Here is a 17,450-nt window from a genome sequence, read left to right as displayed (position 1 = left end):
TACTAATACGAAAATATTCTACTATTAAAGTCACTAAATCAATGATTGGTTTTTGTGATAACTTCGATTTTTTATAAAATAACTTACTGACGCTATCTAAAATACTCTGATTTTAGTATACTTGTATGAAAATAATTTATTAAGTAGTCAATTACTATTCAAATAGAAAAAATCATATTTAATGACAAAAAAATTACCCTTAATCTTTTTATTATTTATTGCAAAGTACAGTATCGCTCAAATTGGATTTGAAGAAAATTTTATTTCTGATGTAAGTTTACATCAAATACAATCCACATTCGTAGCTGATTTGGATGGCGATGGTGATATGGATATCATTTCCAATAACCGAAATGAAATTGGATGGCATGAAAATTTAGGAAATGTAGATAGTTTTTCTTCCCTTCGAATTATTACTACAGAAATAACAAATCTAAATGAAGGAACATATCATTCATCAACAATATTTGCAACTGACATTGACGGCGATGGCGATATAGATGTAATTTCAGCTTCTTCTGGCGATGATAAAATTGCTTGGTATGAAAATATTGATGGACAAGGAAATTTTGGAGCGCAACAAATTATCTCTACAAATGTTTATGGGGCAAGTGCTGTATTTTCTGCAGATATTGATAACGATGGAGACATGGACGTATTATCGGCGTCTTGGTTTGATGATAAAATAGCATGGTATGAAAATATAGATGGACAGGGATTATTTGGTGTCCAGCAAATTATAAGTACAAATGCAGATTATGCCAATTCGGTTTATGCAGCGGATGTTGATGGTGACGGATTTATAGACGTTTTATCTGCTTCTCCAAATGATGACAAAATAGCATGGTATAAAAATATGGACGGACAAGGAAGTTTCGGACCAGAACAAGTAATTGATACATTGAGTTTTGCTTATGCTGTAGTATCTGGGGATATAGATGGTGATGGAGATAATGACATGATTGCAGCATCTCGCTACAATGATATTGTTTGGTATGAAAACCTAGATGGTAATGGCAACTTTGGCTCAGCACAAGTTATTGCTTCCTCTAATTTTGCCTATTCAGTAGCTGTAAAAGATATTGATAGTGATGGAGATTTAGATGTTACGTGGACCAATCAAACTTTTACTAATAATGTTGGTTGGGCGAAAAATACGGATGGACAAGGATCTTTTAGTAGTGCAATATCAATTTCAAACATACAAGGTTTTAGAAGTGTTGTCGCAGAAGATATTGATAATGATGGAAATATAGATATCGTTGCAGCTAATATTAATAGAGACGAAGTAATCTTTTACCGAAATATTGATGGACAGGGAAGTTTTGCATCTGGAATTGTAATGCCGCTAGATGTAGATGAACCAAGATCAATCTTTAGTGCTGATTTAGATGGTGATGGCGATATGGATGTTATATCCGCCTCTTCGGCAGATGGAAAAATAGCTTGGTTTGAGAACGAAAATGGAAGCTTTAATCTACAACGCGCATTAACAATGAGTGCTCCTGGTGCTTACAGTGTTTTTGCAGATGATTTAGATGGAGACGGAGACATGGATATATTATCAGCCTCAGTAACAGACGGAGTTACTCGTTGGTTTGAAAATATAGATGGACTAGGAACTTTTGGTGCTCCACAAACAATAGGAATTGGAGCAAATACATTTACTGTGTATGCAGATGATATTGATAATGACGGAGATAAAGATGTTTTTGTTGGAAGATATAACAGACTAGTTTGGTATGAAAACGTAGATGGTTTAGGAAATTTTGGCACTTCTCAAGTTATTAGTACAACTATAAACTATGTATTGTCAATCCATTCGGGAGATATTGATAATGATGGAGATAAAGACATCATTTCAATATCGAGATTTAACAATATGGTGGCATGGTTTGAAAATATAGATGGACAAGGAACCTTTGGTCCAAGACAAATAATTACTACGCAGGCGACAATAGCTACTGCTGCTCGTGCTGCCGACTTTGATAATGATGGTGATTTAGATGTAGTTTCTTCGTCATCAAATGATGATAAAATTGCATGGTACGAAAATACAGATGGACAAGGTGCTTTTGGACCACAACAAATTATTTCTACAACGGCAAGTGAAGCGACAAATGTTTACACAGCAGATGTAGACAGCGATGGGGACATTGATGTATTATCTGCTTGTTTTGGAAGTAATCAAATTGTTTTATACGAAAATCTAAATGGACTTGGGAGTTTTAGTTCAGGACAAATCATCTCATCAACAGCTAATTCTGTAAGTTCAGTAATATGTGCAGATATCGATAATGACAACGATTTAGATGTTTTAGGAGCTTTGACTGGAAGCAAAAAACTAGTTTGGTTCAACAATTTAGGAGAACTTGGAAATGAAATCAACGGAACAGTTATTTTAGATGAAAATGCTGATGGCTGTGATACAAATGATATATTCGTATCTAACGTGTTGGTAGGCTCAACAAATGGAATCAATGAATTCTCGACTTTTACAACAAATGGTTCTTTTCAAATTCCGGTAAATGACGGAGCTTTCACAACTACAATTATGTCACTGCCTAGTTACTATACTTCCACTCCTGTTACACATACAACTAGCTTTACTGGACAAGGAAATACAGATACTGTTGACTTTTGTTTAACAACATCAACAAGTGTTAATGATTTAGTCATTACGGTATATCCATCAATTGAAGACCCGAGACCAGGTTTTGATACAACATATCAAATAGTTTACAGAAATATAGGAACTACACAATTGAGCGGAGATGTTACCTTTCAATTCGACAACAGTAAAATTCAATTCTTAAATGCGAGTCAAACAGTAGCGGCACAAACAGCCAACACGCTTACATTTAATTATTCAAATTTGAATCCTTTTGAAATCAGAACCATAGACTTGAATTTCAACGTATTTACTCCACCTGTAACTAATATAGATGATACTCTGACTACTACTGTTACTATTAATCCAACAACAGCAGACGCAACTCCAGAAGACAATATATTTACGCTTAATCAAACTGTAATAGGTTCCTATGATCCAAATGATATTGCAGTTTTAGAAGGCGATAGAATTTTAATTGATGATATTGACAAATATTTGCACTACATTATTCGCTTTCAAAATACAGGAACAGCAAGTGCCACCAATGTTCGTGTGGATCATGTGTTAGACAATAAGCTAGATTGGACAACAATACAACTAGAAAGCCTTAGTCATCAAGGAAGAGTTGAAATAATAGATGGGAATAACGTAAGCTTTATATTCAAAAATATCAACTTACCAGATAGTACCAATGACGAACCAAACTCTCACGGATATATCACATTTAAAATAAAACCCAAAAACACAGTTGCTATTGGGGATATTGTCGATGCTGTTGCAGAAATCTATTTCGATTTTAATCCAGCAATAATAACAAATACTGCGAGTACAGAAATCGTTGAAACATTATCTGTCACAGAATTCGATAAAAATGCTATTTCAATGTATCCAAATCCTGCAAAAGAAAAAGTAATTATAAAAAGTAAGTTTTCTATTCAAAATATAATGATAGTTGATATGAACGGTAGAGAATTAAAAACTCAATTGCTATCTAGTTCTTCAACTGAATATCAATTAGATATAAATAATCTCTCAACAGGTATGTATTTTGTCAAAATAGAAACGAGTTCAGGTACATTGACACAAAAACTCATTAAACATTAAAAAATAAATAAGAAGTAATTTAAACCTCAATTTTCATCTAAAATTGAGGTTTTTTTGTTGAAAACCATCACTCACAAAAAAATCACAACGCTTACACAATAATTTTGACGCTTATTAAATAATTCAGCTAATTTTTAGAATAATAGCATAGCTTTATGAAAAAGTCATACTGATATGCTCAAAAAAGTCTATGGAAGTGCCGTATTTGGAATTGAAGCAACTACCATTACTGTAGAAGTAAACATTGCCAAAGGAATTGGGTATCATTTGGTAGGTTTGCCCGATAATGCCATTCGTGAAAGCAACTATCGTATTGCTTCTGCCTTGCAAAATAATGGTTACAAAATTCCAGGAAAAAAAATTACGATTAATATGGCTCCTGCCGATTTACGAAAAGAAGGCAGTGCATATGATTTGACATTAGCTTTGGGAATTTTGGCAGCTTCCAATCAAATTCAATCAGAAAATATCGAAAAGTATTTAATAATGGGCGAACTTTCTTTAGATGGAGGATTACAACCTATCAATGGAGTTCTTCCAATTGCTATAAAAGCACGCGAAGAAGGTTTTACTGGATTCATATTACCAGAACAAAATGCAAAAGAAGCGGCGGTTGTTAATAATTTAGAAGTTTATGGAGTAAATAATATCAAGCAAGTCATTGATTTTTTTGACAAAAATGAACCACTAGAACCCACAATTATTGACACACGTGCAGAGTTCTTAAAAAGTGCTTCCTCACCAGAATTTGATTTTTCTGATGTAAAAGGACAAGAAAGCATCAAACGTTGTATGGAAATTGCAGCAGCTGGCGGACATAATATTATTTTAATTGGACCACCAGGTTCAGGAAAAACAATGTTAGCCAAGCGCCTACCTTCAATTCTTCCTCCATTAACACTTCATGAAGCATTAGAAACTACTAAAATTCATTCGGTAGTTGGAAACATAAAAGAAAAATCTGGATTGATTGCAGAGAGACCTTTTCGAAATCCACATCATACCATTTCTGACGTTGCTTTAGTTGGTGGCGGCAGTTATCCGCAACCAGGAGAAATATCCTTAGCACATAATGGCGTATTATTTTTGGATGAATTGCCAGAATTCAAGCGCAGTGTCTTAGAAGTCATGCGACAACCTTTAGAAGACCGAGAAGTAACGATTTCCAGAGCGCGATTTACCATAACGTATCCAAGCAGTTTCATGTTGGTTGCTAGTATGAATCCGAGTCCAAGCGGTTTTTTCAATGATCCAAATTCGCCCATATCGTCTTCTCCAATGGAAATGCAACGGTATATGGGAAAAATTTCAGGACCTTTGCTAGATAGAATTGACATTCATATAGAAGTCACACCTGTTCCTTTTGAAAAACTTTCGGAAGAGCGCAAAGGCGAAACAAGTGCAATTATTCGTGAGCGAGTTATAAAAGCTAGAGAAATTCAAACATATCGTTTCAAAAACTCAGAAATCTTACATTACAATGCACAAATGAACACGAAGCAAATTCGGGAGTATTGTAAATTAGACAAAGAAGCTTTGAATTTACTGAAAAATGCTATGGAACGATTGAGTTTATCCGCAAGAGCGTACGACAGAATTTTAAAAGTTGCCAGAACTATTGCCGATTTAGCTCAAGAAACAGACATTTCACCCAATCACATCGCAGAAGCTATTCAGTATCGAAGCTTGGACAGAGAAGGTTGGTTGGGTTAAAATATCATTTTCATAAAGGTAAAAGGATAAAAATTGAGATTAATTTGGTGTAAAAAGAAACAAATTTGTACATTAATGTCGCCTTTTACGTAAGAAATGTGATACTGGAAAACTTAAAAACCTACTTTCAAAAAAAATACATACTTATTAATGATCAAAAGTATTACTTAAAACTATCAATGGTTATTGGTATAGCATTGACAATTTTTGTGTACATTTTTGATCCGTATGATAATTATTTAGCAACTCCAAAATATAACATTCCTATTCGGATTATTCAATTAGGGTACGGAATAAATACGGCAGTGGTAATTTACTCATTGTATTGGTTATTATTCAAAAAGTTAGGATTTGCAAGTAAAAAGCGTCCATGGCAAAATTATCATCATTGGCTGTTACTAATTGCTATCTTAAGCATTGCGGGTTTTACGGGAACGGTTTATCATCGATTACTGATGGATGTTGGAGAAGTTGAAACCAGTTATTATGTTCTAATTACAATTCCTAGGTCTATAAGCATTGCTATTCCTTTATTTATAATCACTATTCTATTAGATGAACGGTATGTATATCAGTCTGTCCAAAGTAAATCAGTATCCCATGTCTCAAAGAAAACAGAAATTGTTCAGCAAAAATTGCCTTCAACAATTGTTTTAAAATCTCCTGTGATTAATCAAACCATAGAAACTGAAATTTCAAAAATTCAATACATTAAGGCTTCAGGAAACTATGTTGAAGTTTACATAGAAGGTATTCATAAAGCCCAATTACTAAGAGCGTCTTTAAGTTACATCGCTCATTGTTTAAAAAAGTATGATTTTATCAAAAAATGCCATCGTAAATACTATGTAAACCTTTCTAAGGTTCAAAAATATCATGGAAATTCTCAGCGTTTATTACTTCATTTACAGTTGGTTGATGAAAAAATACCAGTAAGTAAAAGCTATGCAAAAGCCATTCTTTCCTATTTAAAAAATGATGAAAAATACTCCTAACTCATTCGTCACAAAAGCATATACATTCGTCACATTTTTTTTCAAATCACTTGAAAACAGGCTAATATTGAACGTGTTTTTCAACCAGACCTTACTTAGTGCTGGTATGAAATAAACTCAATAATTAATCAATAACCACTTAAAATTTTCAATCATGAAAAAAAAGAAAATTAGCAAATTAGCGCTGAACAAAAGTGCTGTGTCTAACCTTGAAAAAGTAAATGGGGGAAATCCAGTGCCTGTTGGAACGAATGTTGCTTCAGGTTGCCCAGTTTGTGCACCATTAACAAATAATAATTGTGCCACTCAAAATAACCAATGTGCAAGTAGCGTATATGTTTGGTGTAATGTTTCTTGCTTCATTTGTTAACCAAGTTTAACGATTTACATTGAAAGCGAGCGTGAGCTCGCTTTTTTTGTTGAGGTAAATGAATATTTCAAGAGCGTCAAACTAGTTAGAATTACATAAGAAATTCCTATATTGAACCTCCAACCAAAACCTAACTATATTTGAAAAAGACACTATATCTGCTGATTATTTTTGTATTTATTCAATGTCAACCTAATAAAAACAAAGAATCATCATCTACTACAGATGAAAAAAACGTTGTTACGGAGCAGCAGGAAGCAATTTCAACAGAGATTACGACATTATCATTAGAAGAAGCGAATCGATTAGCAGCATTGCCACTGCATTGCATGCAAGAAGAATATCCTAACAAACTCAATCAAACCATAGGAAGTGATAGTGATTTGCAATCACCTAAAAAACTGCATCCAGCGTTTTATGGTTGTTTTGATTGGCATTCATCTGTTCATGGACATTGGTCATTGGTAAGTTTATTGAAACAATTTCCAAATCTGGATAAAAAAGAAGAAATCATAAACAAACTCACAGAGAATATATCTCAAGAACATATAGCAATTGAAATTGCCTATTTTAAAGGAAAATATAACAAATCTTTTGAACGTACTTATGGTTGGGCTTGGTTATTGAAGCTTGCCGAAGAGCTACATACTTGGGATAATCCTCTAGCTCGTAAATTAGAAGAAAATCTACAACCATTAACAGATGTCATTGTACAAGGGTATATGGAGTTTCTTCCAAAGCTGAATTATCCGATACGAGTAGGAGAACATACAAACACAGCATTTGGACTCACGTTTGCATATGATTATGCCCAAACTGTTAAAAATGAATCATTGGAAAATCTCATTAAAGCACGTGCCAAAGATTTTTACATGAACGATAAAAATTGCCCAATATCATGGGAACCGAGTGGTTTTGACTTTCTATCGCCGTGTTTGGAAGAAGCAGACATTATGCGAAGAGTCTTATCAAAAACAGAATTTAAAAATTGGTTGAATAACTTTTTACCACAATTAGCAGATACACATTTTGAGCTAGCTACAGGAAAGGTCTCTGATCGTACCGATGGCAAATTAGTACACTTAGACGGAGTTAACTTTAGTAGAGCCTGGTGTTTGTATGGAATTGCTAATGAATTTCCTGCATATGCTCACTTAAAGAATGTTGCCAACAAACATATAAATTATTCTTTACCTAGTATCGTAGATGATAACTATGAAGGAACGCATTGGTTGGGTTCTTTTGCAATTTACGCTTTAAATACTGCAGCAAATGTTCAAGTGGATTAAGCACATCGGACCAGGAACACTAGTGGCAGCAGCATTTATAGGGCCAGGAACAGTCACAGTGTGTACCAAAGCAGGTGTGCAATTTGGGTATAGTTTGCTTTGGGCAATGCTACTGTCTATCATAGCTACACTTGTTTTACAAGAAATGGCAGCTCGCACAGGAATTATAACTCAGAAAGGATTGGCAGAAGTTATCAAAGGCGAAATTACGAGTCAGTTATTACGAAATCTCTCCATTTTTCTCATCTTAGGAGCAATTGTAATAGGAAATGCAGCGTATGAAGCTGGAAACATTAGTGGAGCAGCGTTGGGCATGCAGGTTTTTGGAGAAGCAAATCATATCTTTTATCCAATTTTGATTGGTTGCATTGCTTTTAGTATTCTTTTTATAGGTAATTATAAAATATTAGAACGAAGTTTGGTAGCTTTAGTGTTGCTCATGAGTCTATCATTCTTAATCACAGCAGTGATGACTAAACCTGCTATTGGCGAAATAGTAAAAGGAACTCTTATTCCGTCAATGCCTAAAAATACAATCTTGATTATCATTGGGCTAATAGGAACAACGGTAGTTCCTTATAACTTATTTCTACACGCTTCTTTAGTTAAAGAAAAATGGAAATCAGCAATGGATTTGTCGGCAGTGCGGAAAGATACCTTCATATCTATTATTTTGGGAGGAATCGTATCTATGGCAATCATCATAACGGCTGCCGCAAGTACAAGTAACGATGTGACCAATGCATTTGACTTAGCCAAAGGGTTAGAACCATTATATGGAGAATATGCATCTTATCTACTAGGAATTGGCTTATTTGCTGCTGGGATAACGTCTGCAATTACAGCTCCACTCGCAGCAGCTTACGTAGCAAAAAGTTGTTTTGGCTGGGAAGGCACTTTAAAAGATAAGCGTTTTAGACTTGTTTGGATGTTAATTTTAGCATTAGGAGTTCTCTTCTCTTCGATGCAATTCAAACCAGTAGAAGTAATCACCTTTGCGCAAGTGGCAAACGGTTTGGTATTGCCTATCGTAGCAATATTTCTCGTATGGATTGTAAATAAAGCCAATATTTTAGGGGTTCATAAAAATACGTTGTTTCAAAACATATTGGCAATCTGTATCATTGTTATAACAGTAATCTTGGGAGTAAAAGGAATCTTTAGTGTATTTTAAATTGCTCCAATACTTTAAGTTTTTTGAATAGAATTTAGAAAAATGATTCATATCAATTGTGATGTCGGAGAAGGAGTAGGGAATGAGGAAATACTCATGCCTTATATCAATGCTTGTAATATTGCTTGCGGAGGACATGCAGGCAATGCAGAAATCATGGATTATGTAGTTCGCTTAGCAAAAAAGCATGCTGTTGAAATTGGAGCGCATCCGTCGTATCCAGATCGTGAAAATTTTGGTCGCTTATCGATGGATATATCTCCAGAAAAACTTATTCAAACGATTCAAGAACAGATTTCAAATTTGGAAAAAATTGCTGCGTTTCACAAAGTAAAAATTACTCACATTAAACCACATGGAGCCTTGTATAATGATATTGCCAAAAACAAAAATAAAGCACAACTTTTTTTACAAGCAATTTCAAAATACAAACAAAAATATACACTATATGTTCCTTACAATTCGACAATAGAAAAAGAAGCAATTCAACAACAATTTAAAGTAATATATGAAGCGTTTGCTGATCGAAATTATGAGGATAATTCAACATTAGTTTCACGTCAAAAAAGCAATGCTGTTCTCACAAAAGAAGAGGAAGTTTTATCGCATGTTTTTACCTTAAAAAATGAGCAAAAAGTACAAACGATTTCGGGTAAAAAAATACCTTTAAAGTGTGATACATTTTGTGTGCATTCTGACACCTTAAAAGCTGTTGAAATAGTTCAAAAATTACATACATGTTTTAACGAAAAAAAAAGTATTCAACCAACTAGTTTTCCATCTTACAAAGCTTATGGAGATCAGGGGATATTACTCACATGGGAGGCAAAAATGACAGATGAAATCCTCTTTTGTGTGTTGGAATTCTATAAAATTATTAAATATTTTAATGTTAAAGTTATACTTGATGTAATTCAATCAAACAACTCGATATTAGTTATTTATAATAAAAATAAAATTACTTATAAAGCACTCCAACATTTGTTGGAACGTCTATTTTCGATAAAATATAAGAAAATAAAAATTCCAAAAAGTACCTGTTGGGAAATTCCGGTATGTTATGATCTTCATTTTGGAATTGATTTAGAAGAAATTGCTCAAAAAAAAGGGATATCTATTACCGAAATCATTTCCATTCATACAACGTCTATTTATCGTGTTTTTTCCATAGGTTTTTTACCTGGTTTTTTGTACTTAGGCGGACTTGACAAAAGGCTCCATATTGAACGAAAATCGACACCGAGATTGGAAGTAAAAAAAGGAGCGGTAGGTATTGGAGGAATGCAAACAGGAATCTATCCAAAAACAAGTCCTGGAGGTTGGCAAATTTTGGGAAATTCGCCCATCAATTTTTTTGATGTAACGGCTCAAAAACCATGCTTTGCTAGCGCAGGTGATTTGATTCAATTTAAAGCTATTTCAATAGAAGATTATAATGAAATAGCTGCCCGCATTTTCAAAGGAAATTACCAATTAAATTATACAAAAATATGATGGAAGTGATACATCCAGGATTGTATTCTTCCATTCAAGATTTGGGAAGATATAGTTTTCGAAATATTGGTGTGCCTGTCTCGGGTGTAATGGATGAATTTCACGGCAAATTAGCAAATAGGTTGTTGGGAAATGATGAAAATAAAGCAGTTCTAGAACTGACGTTGCAAGGAGGAAGTTTTCGTTTTCATAAACCCACTCAAATTGCGATAACAGGCGCAGGATTATCTCCTTTACTCAACAATCATTTGGTTCGTTTAAATTCTGTTATTTCAGTTACAGAAAATGATGTTTTACAATTTGGTAAACCAACGTATGGAGTTCGAGCTTACATAGCTGTTAAAGGAGGTTTTCAAACAGAAGAAGTTTTACAAAGTAGAAGTTTTTATGAAGGAATCACTCAAAAAGGAGTGATTGAAAAAGGAGATACTCTCTCGTATTTAGAAGAAACCAAACATATCCATACATTAACACATGTAGCTATTCGTTCAGATATTTTTAAAGAAATAGCGATAGAAGTTTATGAAGGTCCAGAGTTTGAATTGTTAACTAAAAAACAACAGCAAAAACTATTCAATACAGAGTTTACCATTGGCTTAAACAATCGTATGGCGTATCAACTAGAGGAAACCATCGAGAATGCTATTCCATCAATTATAACTTCTGCTGTATTGCCTGGAACCATTCAATTAACCCCATCAGGAAAGCTAATTATTCTCATGAAAGATTGCCAAACGACGGGAGGTTATCCGCGAATTTTACAATTGAGCGACAAAAGTATTTCAGTACTTTCTCAAAAACACGCAAAAAATGCCGTTCGATTTACGAAGCTTTCAGTTTTGTAATATCAATTTCATCGGCAAGTAATTGCAATGCCTCATCATGGCTGAGTTGTTCTAAAATAGTCTGTGTTTCTAACTTAAAACGGTCATTATTCAAAAACAAACGCCACAGAGCTTGGATAAATTCTGTATAATTTAATCCATCGTTCCACTGTACCAATTTTTCAGAAAGTGCTTTATTGATGTGCGATTGAATAATCAAACGTGCTGCATCATGATGTTTATGTAAGGAAGTCATGTGGAGGTTGCTAATAATTAATAAGAACGAAAGTACTATGTTGAAAAATAGCTTACAAGAGGAAAGTGCCTTAAAAAAAGGGGATTTTTCCCCTTAACAGAAGGAAAAGTCCTGATATTTAAAGATGTGAATGGTTGTAATATGCTGGTTTTCAGTTTTTAATAATACAGAAGGTGATTATGTAGGTTTCTCAAATTTTTAAATCTAATACTTTATGAATACCTTGGTAGACATAATTAATAATATTAGTAAGTATGAGTGACTACAAAACCCCTAAAGAAAAACTTATCAGTAGTGAACAAGCACTGGAATTAAACGAATGCTACAAGGCAAAACAAAATAGTTTTGGAGCAGAAAATGACAGTAATTTTTCATGTTCAAGCTGGTACTCATTAGAAGACTTGGAAGGTTACATAAACTATGTAAAACAACAAGCATTACAAAAAAAGATCAATGTGGATGGAATTCGATTTTATTTTGGCGTGTATCCAGAAAACACGAACGATAAAACTAAAGCAGGACAAAATACTATGTTTTTGTGCCCTACAAGCCCATCTGTCGAAAATTGCAGTAAAGATGTAACTTCTATTAGTGCAATGAATTTTGGCAGTACAGGCAATCCGCCACAGAATGACTATGGAGAATAGAACATAATGATAGCATTAGAAGAACTAAGAACTTTTACAGGATATTTGGCGTTAGCTACCTTAATTTTTGCTATTATAGCTTATAAAAATTATGCTACAACTAATGCCAAATATTTTATTTATAGCATTATTATTTCTGTTGTAACAGAATTTACAAGCTTGTATTTTGAATCTTTTGGAACTCTATATTCTAATATTTTTGGAAAAACGAACTATCCAATAGCTAATATTTTTATCATAGTCCAAATAACATTTTACTTATGGTGGATTCGATTAATTTTAAATTCAAAGAATAGAAAGCGAATTGTTAGTGCTTTTATCATATTGTATCTTGTTTTTGCGGCTTTTAACCTAGCGTATATTCAAGTTTTTATGACTGGTTTACAAACTAATACATACGCTATAGGCGTAATCTTCTTATTAATTACTATTAGTTTTTATTTCATAGAATCTTTTAATAAAGAAACTATTTTTAATGTTACTGATTCTATCAAATTCTGGTTCATTTTAGGAGTATTACTTTTTTACGGCACCTTTATGCCCTTTATGTTTGCCTTTCAAGTTTTTTTGAAAGGAGATCAGCGTATATTTAGTTTGGTAACATTTATGCTAAATGCCATCATGTATGTTTGTTTTACCATTGGTATTTATAAGAGTTACAAAATAAAAGGTCAAAAAATATAACAAATGACTGCAACAGAGGTACGTACATTAGCATTTATTTGCGCTTCAACGATTTTTGTTGTAGGAATATTAGTAGTGATTACTTTCGTGTTTTTGCACAAAAAGAAGAAAAAATACATTCAATTAGAATCTCAATTGAAAACGTTTCCTTAATACTCATTATTTGAAGAAAAAATATGAACGATCAAGAAATACAAATGTTAGTAGCAGCAACATCAATGGTGTTGCTTATTTTGTTAGTAACCGTCATTATTTTGTTCGTTTTCTTTCAAAAGCGAAAGCTAAAATTTATCCTTGAAAAAAAGGAAGCAGAGAAACGTTACATGGAAGAGATTGCTAAATCACAAATAGAAATACAAGAACAAGCGTTGCAAAATATGAGTTGGGAATTGCACGATAATATTGGACAGTTGTTATCGGTAGCCCGTATGCATATTAATATTTTGGGGACACAATTGCCAGCAGAAAATAAAGAGAAACTAGGAGATATAAGTGAAATTGTTGGTAAAAGTCTGCAAGAAATTCGCCTACTTTCTAAAACCATGAACACCGAGATTATTCAAAACATGGGATTGGTCAAATCAATTGAAGTAGAGTTGGAGCGTTTTAATAAACTCAACTTTTTAGCAGCTAGTTTACAAGTGTTAGGAGAGGAGCAAGAATTAGATATTAAAGAAGAAATTATCTTATTTCGAATTTTACAAGAGTTTTTCTCTAATGCTATCAAACATTCCAAAGCCAAAAATTTATCAGTAACACTTCATTATGAAGAAAATCGTTTATTGGTAACAGCAGAAGATGATGGAGTTGGGTTTGATGAAGAAACCATAGAAAAAGGTTCAGGATTAATCAATATGAAAAGCCGTGCAGCAATCATAAATGCAGAATTTAGTATGAAATCTGCAAAAAATAAAGGAGTTTCCTTAACTTTATCCTATCCCTATAAATAATCATAATGAAAAAGCATTCCGTTGTAATTGTAGATGATCATTTACTTTTTGCACAATCGTTGCAAGGGTTGGTCAATGCATTTGATGAGTTTGAGGTTTTGTACCATGTAAAGAATGGAAGTGAACTGATAAAAAAATTATTAGAATCTGAAAATGTCCCTGATATAATTCTGTTAGATATCAATATGCCTGTAATGAATGGCTTTGAAACAATGGAATGGATTAAAGAAAATCGTCCAAGCATTCAAGTGTTGGCATTATCTATGGATGATCATGAAGAAACAATTATAAAAATGCTACGTTTAGGAGCTAAAGGGTATTTGTTAAAAGATATTCATCCAGAAAGCTTTTACAAGGCACTGAATGAAGTGATTTCTAATGGAATTTACTATTCAGAGCGTGTTGCAACCACTTTACTGAATTCGCTTCATGGAAATGATGAAAAAGACTCAAATAGTGGAAAACAGCTAAAAGATACAGAACTTACCTTTTTAAAATTGGCTTGTACTGAAATGACTTATAAGGAAATTGCGCAAGAAATGTGTTTAAGTCCTAAAACTATTGATGGTTACAGAGAAGCCTTATTTAAACATTTCAAAGTTAAGAGCAGAATCGGATTAGTTCTATACGCTATTCGAAATAATTTGGTCAATAGTAAATAGCTTCACATGCTACAATTCGCTGTTAAATTTTATGGTAGGTAGTTTCAAAAGGAACGCGAAACTGCGGACCGTAGATTCCGTTTTCACTTCGTACTCCGCAGCCAATGACCATATTAATTTCGGCTCCTCTGGGTAAATTAAGTATTTTTTTAACTTGTAAGGTATCGCTTCCTTCCATAGGACATGTATCATACCCAATGGCAGCCATACTAATCATAAAATTTTGCGCTGCCAAACCGGCACTTTTATGTGCAACAATACGAAGGTCGCTTTTTCGTACTTGCCTGTACACAGGACGAAAGAGTCCAATGATATTAAAAATAGCATATTGCAACCAACCATATAGACCAAGCAGTTCAAAATATACAGTAGGAATTAATTTTTGATAATAATTTAAAGCAAATTTTTCTCTACGAGAATATTCACTCTTAGGTTTGTCTCCGTACACACTTTTTAAAAATGAAACATTGGCTTTGGCTCGTTGTCTCCATAAATCTTTTCTAGCAACAACGACTACCAATTGTTTGGCAGTTTTGGCAGCATTTTGTCCCAAGCAAGCTTTGGTTAGTTGCTTTAAAGTCTGGTCGTCAGTAACATGATAAAACTCCCAAAGTTGTAAATTGCTGCTTGTGGGCGCTAATACTGCATTTTTAATACAGTCTTTCACTTTCTCGGTATCAATAGCAATGTTCTCATCAAAAACGCGAACAGAGCGTCTGTATTGAATTGCTTCGGTAACGGATTTTTCTATGCTCATAGATTGTTATTTAGGCTAAAACCATTTTAGGAAAATTTTCAACCACTTGAGTTTTCCCTTGTATGGTGCATATCGAATAGGAATGTCTAACCATGTTTTTTTATTGGTTATAGATTTTTGGTGTGAAAATGTATCGAATGAATGTTTTCCGTGATAGGCTCCAATTCCACTATGTCCTACACCACCAAAAGGCATACGATGATTTATAAAGTGAGTAACCGTATCATTAATTGCTCCGCCGCCAAATGAATAACGTTGAATCATACGATTTGCAAATTTTCGATCGTTTGAAAAAACATATAAGGCCAACGGTTTTTCATATCGTTCTATCATTTGTGTGATATCATCTAAGCTACTATATATCTGAATCGGTAGAATAGGGCCAAAAATTTCTTCTTGCATTACTTCGCTTTCAAGAGCAGGTTCGTCCAAAAGTGTAGGTGCTATAAATAAATCACTCTTGTCAACAGTTCCTCCATGCAAAATTTCTTCATCTTCGAGCATTTGTGCTAGTCGGTCAAAATTTTTACCATTAATGATTCGTGCATAATCAGGGGATTCTTGCGGATTACTACCGTAGGCACTTTCTATTTCGGAGATTAGAGCTTTGGTAAAGTCAAACTTTGCTTGTGCGTGAACTATAATATAATCTGGAGCAATGCACGTTTGACCAGCATTGATAAATTTTCCCCAAACAATTCGTTTGGCAGCTAATTGATAATTTGAGTGCAAATCAACGATGCAAGGATTTTTTCCGCCTAGTTCCAAAGTGACTGGAGTCAAATTGGGAGCTGCCGCTTTTGCTACAATTTTACCAACGTGCACACTTCCTGTAAAAAAGATATAGTCCCATCGTTGTGCAAGTAAATTTTGAGAAACTTCAACACCACCTTGCATAACTTTTACATGATTTTCATCAAATACTAAAGAAACAATTTCTTCAACAATTTGGGATGTATTTGGTGTTAACTCTGAAGGTTTTAAAACGACTGTGTTTCCAGCAGCTATTGCTCCAACTAAAGGCGCTAAGGCCAATTGGTATGGGTAATTCCACGGAGCAATGATTAATACAGTTCCATACGGTTCTGAAATAATATAATCACTAGATGGAAAATTAAGCATTGATGGAAATACGCGCTTAGGTTTCCCCCATTTTTTTACGTTCTTAATGGCACGTTTCAACTCAGAAATTACAATACCAGTCTCTGTACTAACAGATTCAAAGACTGGTTTTTTAAAATCAGCATACAACGCATCAATGATATCTTGTTCGCGTTTTTTTACCTCTTTCAAAAGCTTTTTCAAAACAGTTTTTCGATAACTTAAAGAAAAGGTCTTTTGGGTTTTAAAAAAACTTCGCTGTGTTAATAGGATATCGGAGTAGTTGTATTCCATGAGTTTTGTTGTGTGATCGATTGTATTAAAGTATCAAATTTTCCTTGTTCGGCAAAATCACGAATTTGACGAGGGTTAAAACGTCCTTGTAAGTACAAAACTGTATGTTTTTGAGTAGTGCTGGAATGAACGATGATTTCTCGAATTGTATTTTGCTGTTCCCGAACAGAGATTAAAGTATTGTTAACGCCAACATTACGTCTGTAAATATCAGTAAAGCGTTCATTTGTTAACAAATTAATCTCATTTTGAATTTTTGACTGATCTATTGCATTTTCTGGGTTCAACTGAATATAACGCAAACTAGATACAGTGTTTAGTGCGGTGTTCATTTCTGGAGAAAGCCCTTTCAAAAGTCCCAACATAAAACGAGGTATTTCAATAGCTGTTACATTTGAATCGTGTTTGTGTGCATTGTAAAAGCTGTTCATTGTGTAGTAACTTTTACATGATGTGATAAGCAAAAAGCTCAGTATCAACGTAATTTTCTTCATCTTGTATATGTAAGTTTCAGAAGTGAAA

At 33.7% G+C, this 17,450-nt stretch carries 17 protein-coding genes; 13 read left to right on the top strand and 4 right to left on the bottom strand.

The genetic code is table 11. The features are described 5' to 3' along the window. Positions 1-181: 181 nt before the first annotated feature. The 8 genes from AA088_RS17635 to AA088_RS08840 all read left to right on the top strand — a co-directional run bounded on the left by AA088_RS17635 (position 182) and on the right by AA088_RS08840 (position 11,598). On the top strand, positions 182-3,718 hold the full coding sequence (locus AA088_RS17635) for a T9SS type A sorting domain-containing protein (RefSeq protein WP_052752837.1): 3,537 nt from the start codon (positions 182-184) through the stop codon (positions 3,716-3,718). Positions 3,719-3,892: 174 nt separating this feature from the next. After that, the gene (locus AA088_RS08875; protein WP_046744640.1) at positions 3,893-5,431 is read left to right on the top strand and encodes a YifB family Mg chelatase-like AAA ATPase; all 1,539 of its coding nucleotides are present in this window, start codon (positions 3,893-3,895) and stop codon (positions 5,429-5,431) included. Between the two features lie 65 nt (positions 5,432-5,496). Further along, positions 5,497-6,426 (top strand): LytTR family DNA-binding domain-containing protein, encoded by a 930-nt coding sequence (locus AA088_RS08870; RefSeq protein WP_162199680.1) that lies wholly within the window; start codon positions 5,497-5,499, stop codon positions 6,424-6,426. A gap of 154 nt (positions 6,427-6,580) precedes the next feature. After that, positions 6,581-6,796, top strand: a complete 216-nt coding sequence (locus AA088_RS08865; protein ID WP_046744638.1) for a hypothetical protein — start codon at positions 6,581-6,583, stop codon at positions 6,794-6,796. A 140-nt stretch (positions 6,797-6,936) separates the two neighbouring features. Further along, entirely contained in the window at positions 6,937-8,085 is a 1,149-nt protein-coding gene (locus tag AA088_RS08860; protein ID WP_046744637.1) for a DUF2891 domain-containing protein, read from the top strand. Then, a complete protein-coding gene (locus tag AA088_RS08855; RefSeq protein WP_046744636.1) occupies positions 8,069-9,259 on the top strand; it encodes an Nramp family divalent metal transporter in 1,191 nt (396 codons plus the stop codon). The genes AA088_RS08860 and AA088_RS08855 overlap by 17 nt, the downstream gene beginning before the upstream one ends. A 42-nt stretch (positions 9,260-9,301) precedes the next feature. Next, on the top strand, positions 9,302-10,753 hold the full coding sequence (gene pxpB / locus AA088_RS18800; RefSeq protein ID WP_316931679.1) for a 5-oxoprolinase subunit PxpB: 1,452 nt from the start codon (positions 9,302-9,304) through the stop codon (positions 10,751-10,753). Continuing rightward, positions 10,750-11,598 carry a 5-oxoprolinase subunit C family protein gene (locus tag AA088_RS08840; RefSeq protein ID WP_046744635.1) on the top strand — a complete coding sequence of 283 codons (849 nt, stop codon included), beginning with the start codon at positions 10,750-10,752 and terminating at the stop codon, positions 11,596-11,598. Before pxpB ends, AA088_RS08840 begins: the two co-directional genes overlap by 4 nt. Here the strand turns inward: AA088_RS08840 and AA088_RS08835 are convergent. Further along, entirely contained in the window at positions 11,576-11,833 is a 258-nt protein-coding gene (locus AA088_RS08835; RefSeq protein WP_046744634.1) for a hypothetical protein, read from the bottom strand. The genes AA088_RS08840 and AA088_RS08835 overlap by 23 nt on opposite strands. Before the next feature lie 254 nt (positions 11,834-12,087). On the opposite strand from AA088_RS08835, the gene AA088_RS08830 reads away from it, so the two are divergent. From AA088_RS08830 to AA088_RS08815, 5 genes are read left to right on the top strand one after another with little or no spacing between them, the layout of a single operon-like run. Beyond that, positions 12,088-12,480, top strand: coding sequence for a hypothetical protein (locus AA088_RS08830; protein ID WP_052752836.1), 393 nt, complete (start codon positions 12,088-12,090; stop codon positions 12,478-12,480). A 6-nt stretch (positions 12,481-12,486) separates the two neighbouring features. Further along, the gene (locus AA088_RS08825) at positions 12,487-13,164 is read left to right on the top strand and encodes a hypothetical protein (RefSeq protein ID WP_046744633.1); all 678 of its coding nucleotides are present in this window, start codon (positions 12,487-12,489) and stop codon (positions 13,162-13,164) included. Between the two features lie 3 nt (positions 13,165-13,167). Further along, positions 13,168-13,317: a hypothetical protein gene (locus AA088_RS18295; RefSeq protein WP_157547124.1), complete on the top strand. Its 150-nt coding sequence runs from the start codon at positions 13,168-13,170 to the stop codon at positions 13,315-13,317. 23 nt (positions 13,318-13,340) lie between these two features. Continuing rightward, on the top strand, positions 13,341-14,114 hold the full coding sequence (locus tag AA088_RS08820) for a sensor histidine kinase (protein WP_046744632.1): 774 nt from the start codon (positions 13,341-13,343) through the stop codon (positions 14,112-14,114). Between the two features lie 5 nt (positions 14,115-14,119). After that, positions 14,120-14,776, top strand: coding sequence for a response regulator (locus AA088_RS08815; protein ID WP_046744631.1), 657 nt, complete (start codon positions 14,120-14,122; stop codon positions 14,774-14,776). A 22-nt stretch (positions 14,777-14,798) separates the two neighbouring features. Here AA088_RS08815 and AA088_RS08810 read toward each other — a convergent pair whose 3' ends face one another. The 3 genes from AA088_RS08810 to AA088_RS08800 are packed head-to-tail and all read right to left on the bottom strand — an operon-like array spanning position 14,799 to position 17,359. Beyond that, a complete protein-coding gene (locus AA088_RS08810; RefSeq protein WP_046744630.1) occupies positions 14,799-15,533 on the bottom strand; it encodes a nitroreductase family protein in 735 nt (244 codons plus the stop codon). 15 nt (positions 15,534-15,548) lie between these two features. Next, on the bottom strand, positions 15,549-16,928 hold the full coding sequence (locus AA088_RS08805; RefSeq protein WP_046744629.1) for an aldehyde dehydrogenase: 1,380 nt from the start codon (positions 16,926-16,928) through the stop codon (positions 15,549-15,551). Beyond that, positions 16,898-17,359, bottom strand: a complete 462-nt coding sequence (locus tag AA088_RS08800) for a DUF4252 domain-containing protein (RefSeq protein ID WP_046744628.1) — start codon at positions 17,357-17,359, stop codon at positions 16,898-16,900. The genes AA088_RS08805 and AA088_RS08800 overlap by 31 nt, the downstream gene beginning before the upstream one ends. Between the last annotated feature and the right edge of the window lie 91 nt (positions 17,360-17,450).

It is taken from the genome of Kordia zhangzhouensis (assembly GCF_001005305.1).
GTDB classification, from domain to species: Bacteria; Bacteroidota; Bacteroidia; order Flavobacteriales; family Flavobacteriaceae; genus Kordia; species Kordia zhangzhouensis.
Note: the sequence above shows the minus strand (reverse complement) of the source record. Positions and strands in the feature narration are given on the sequence as shown.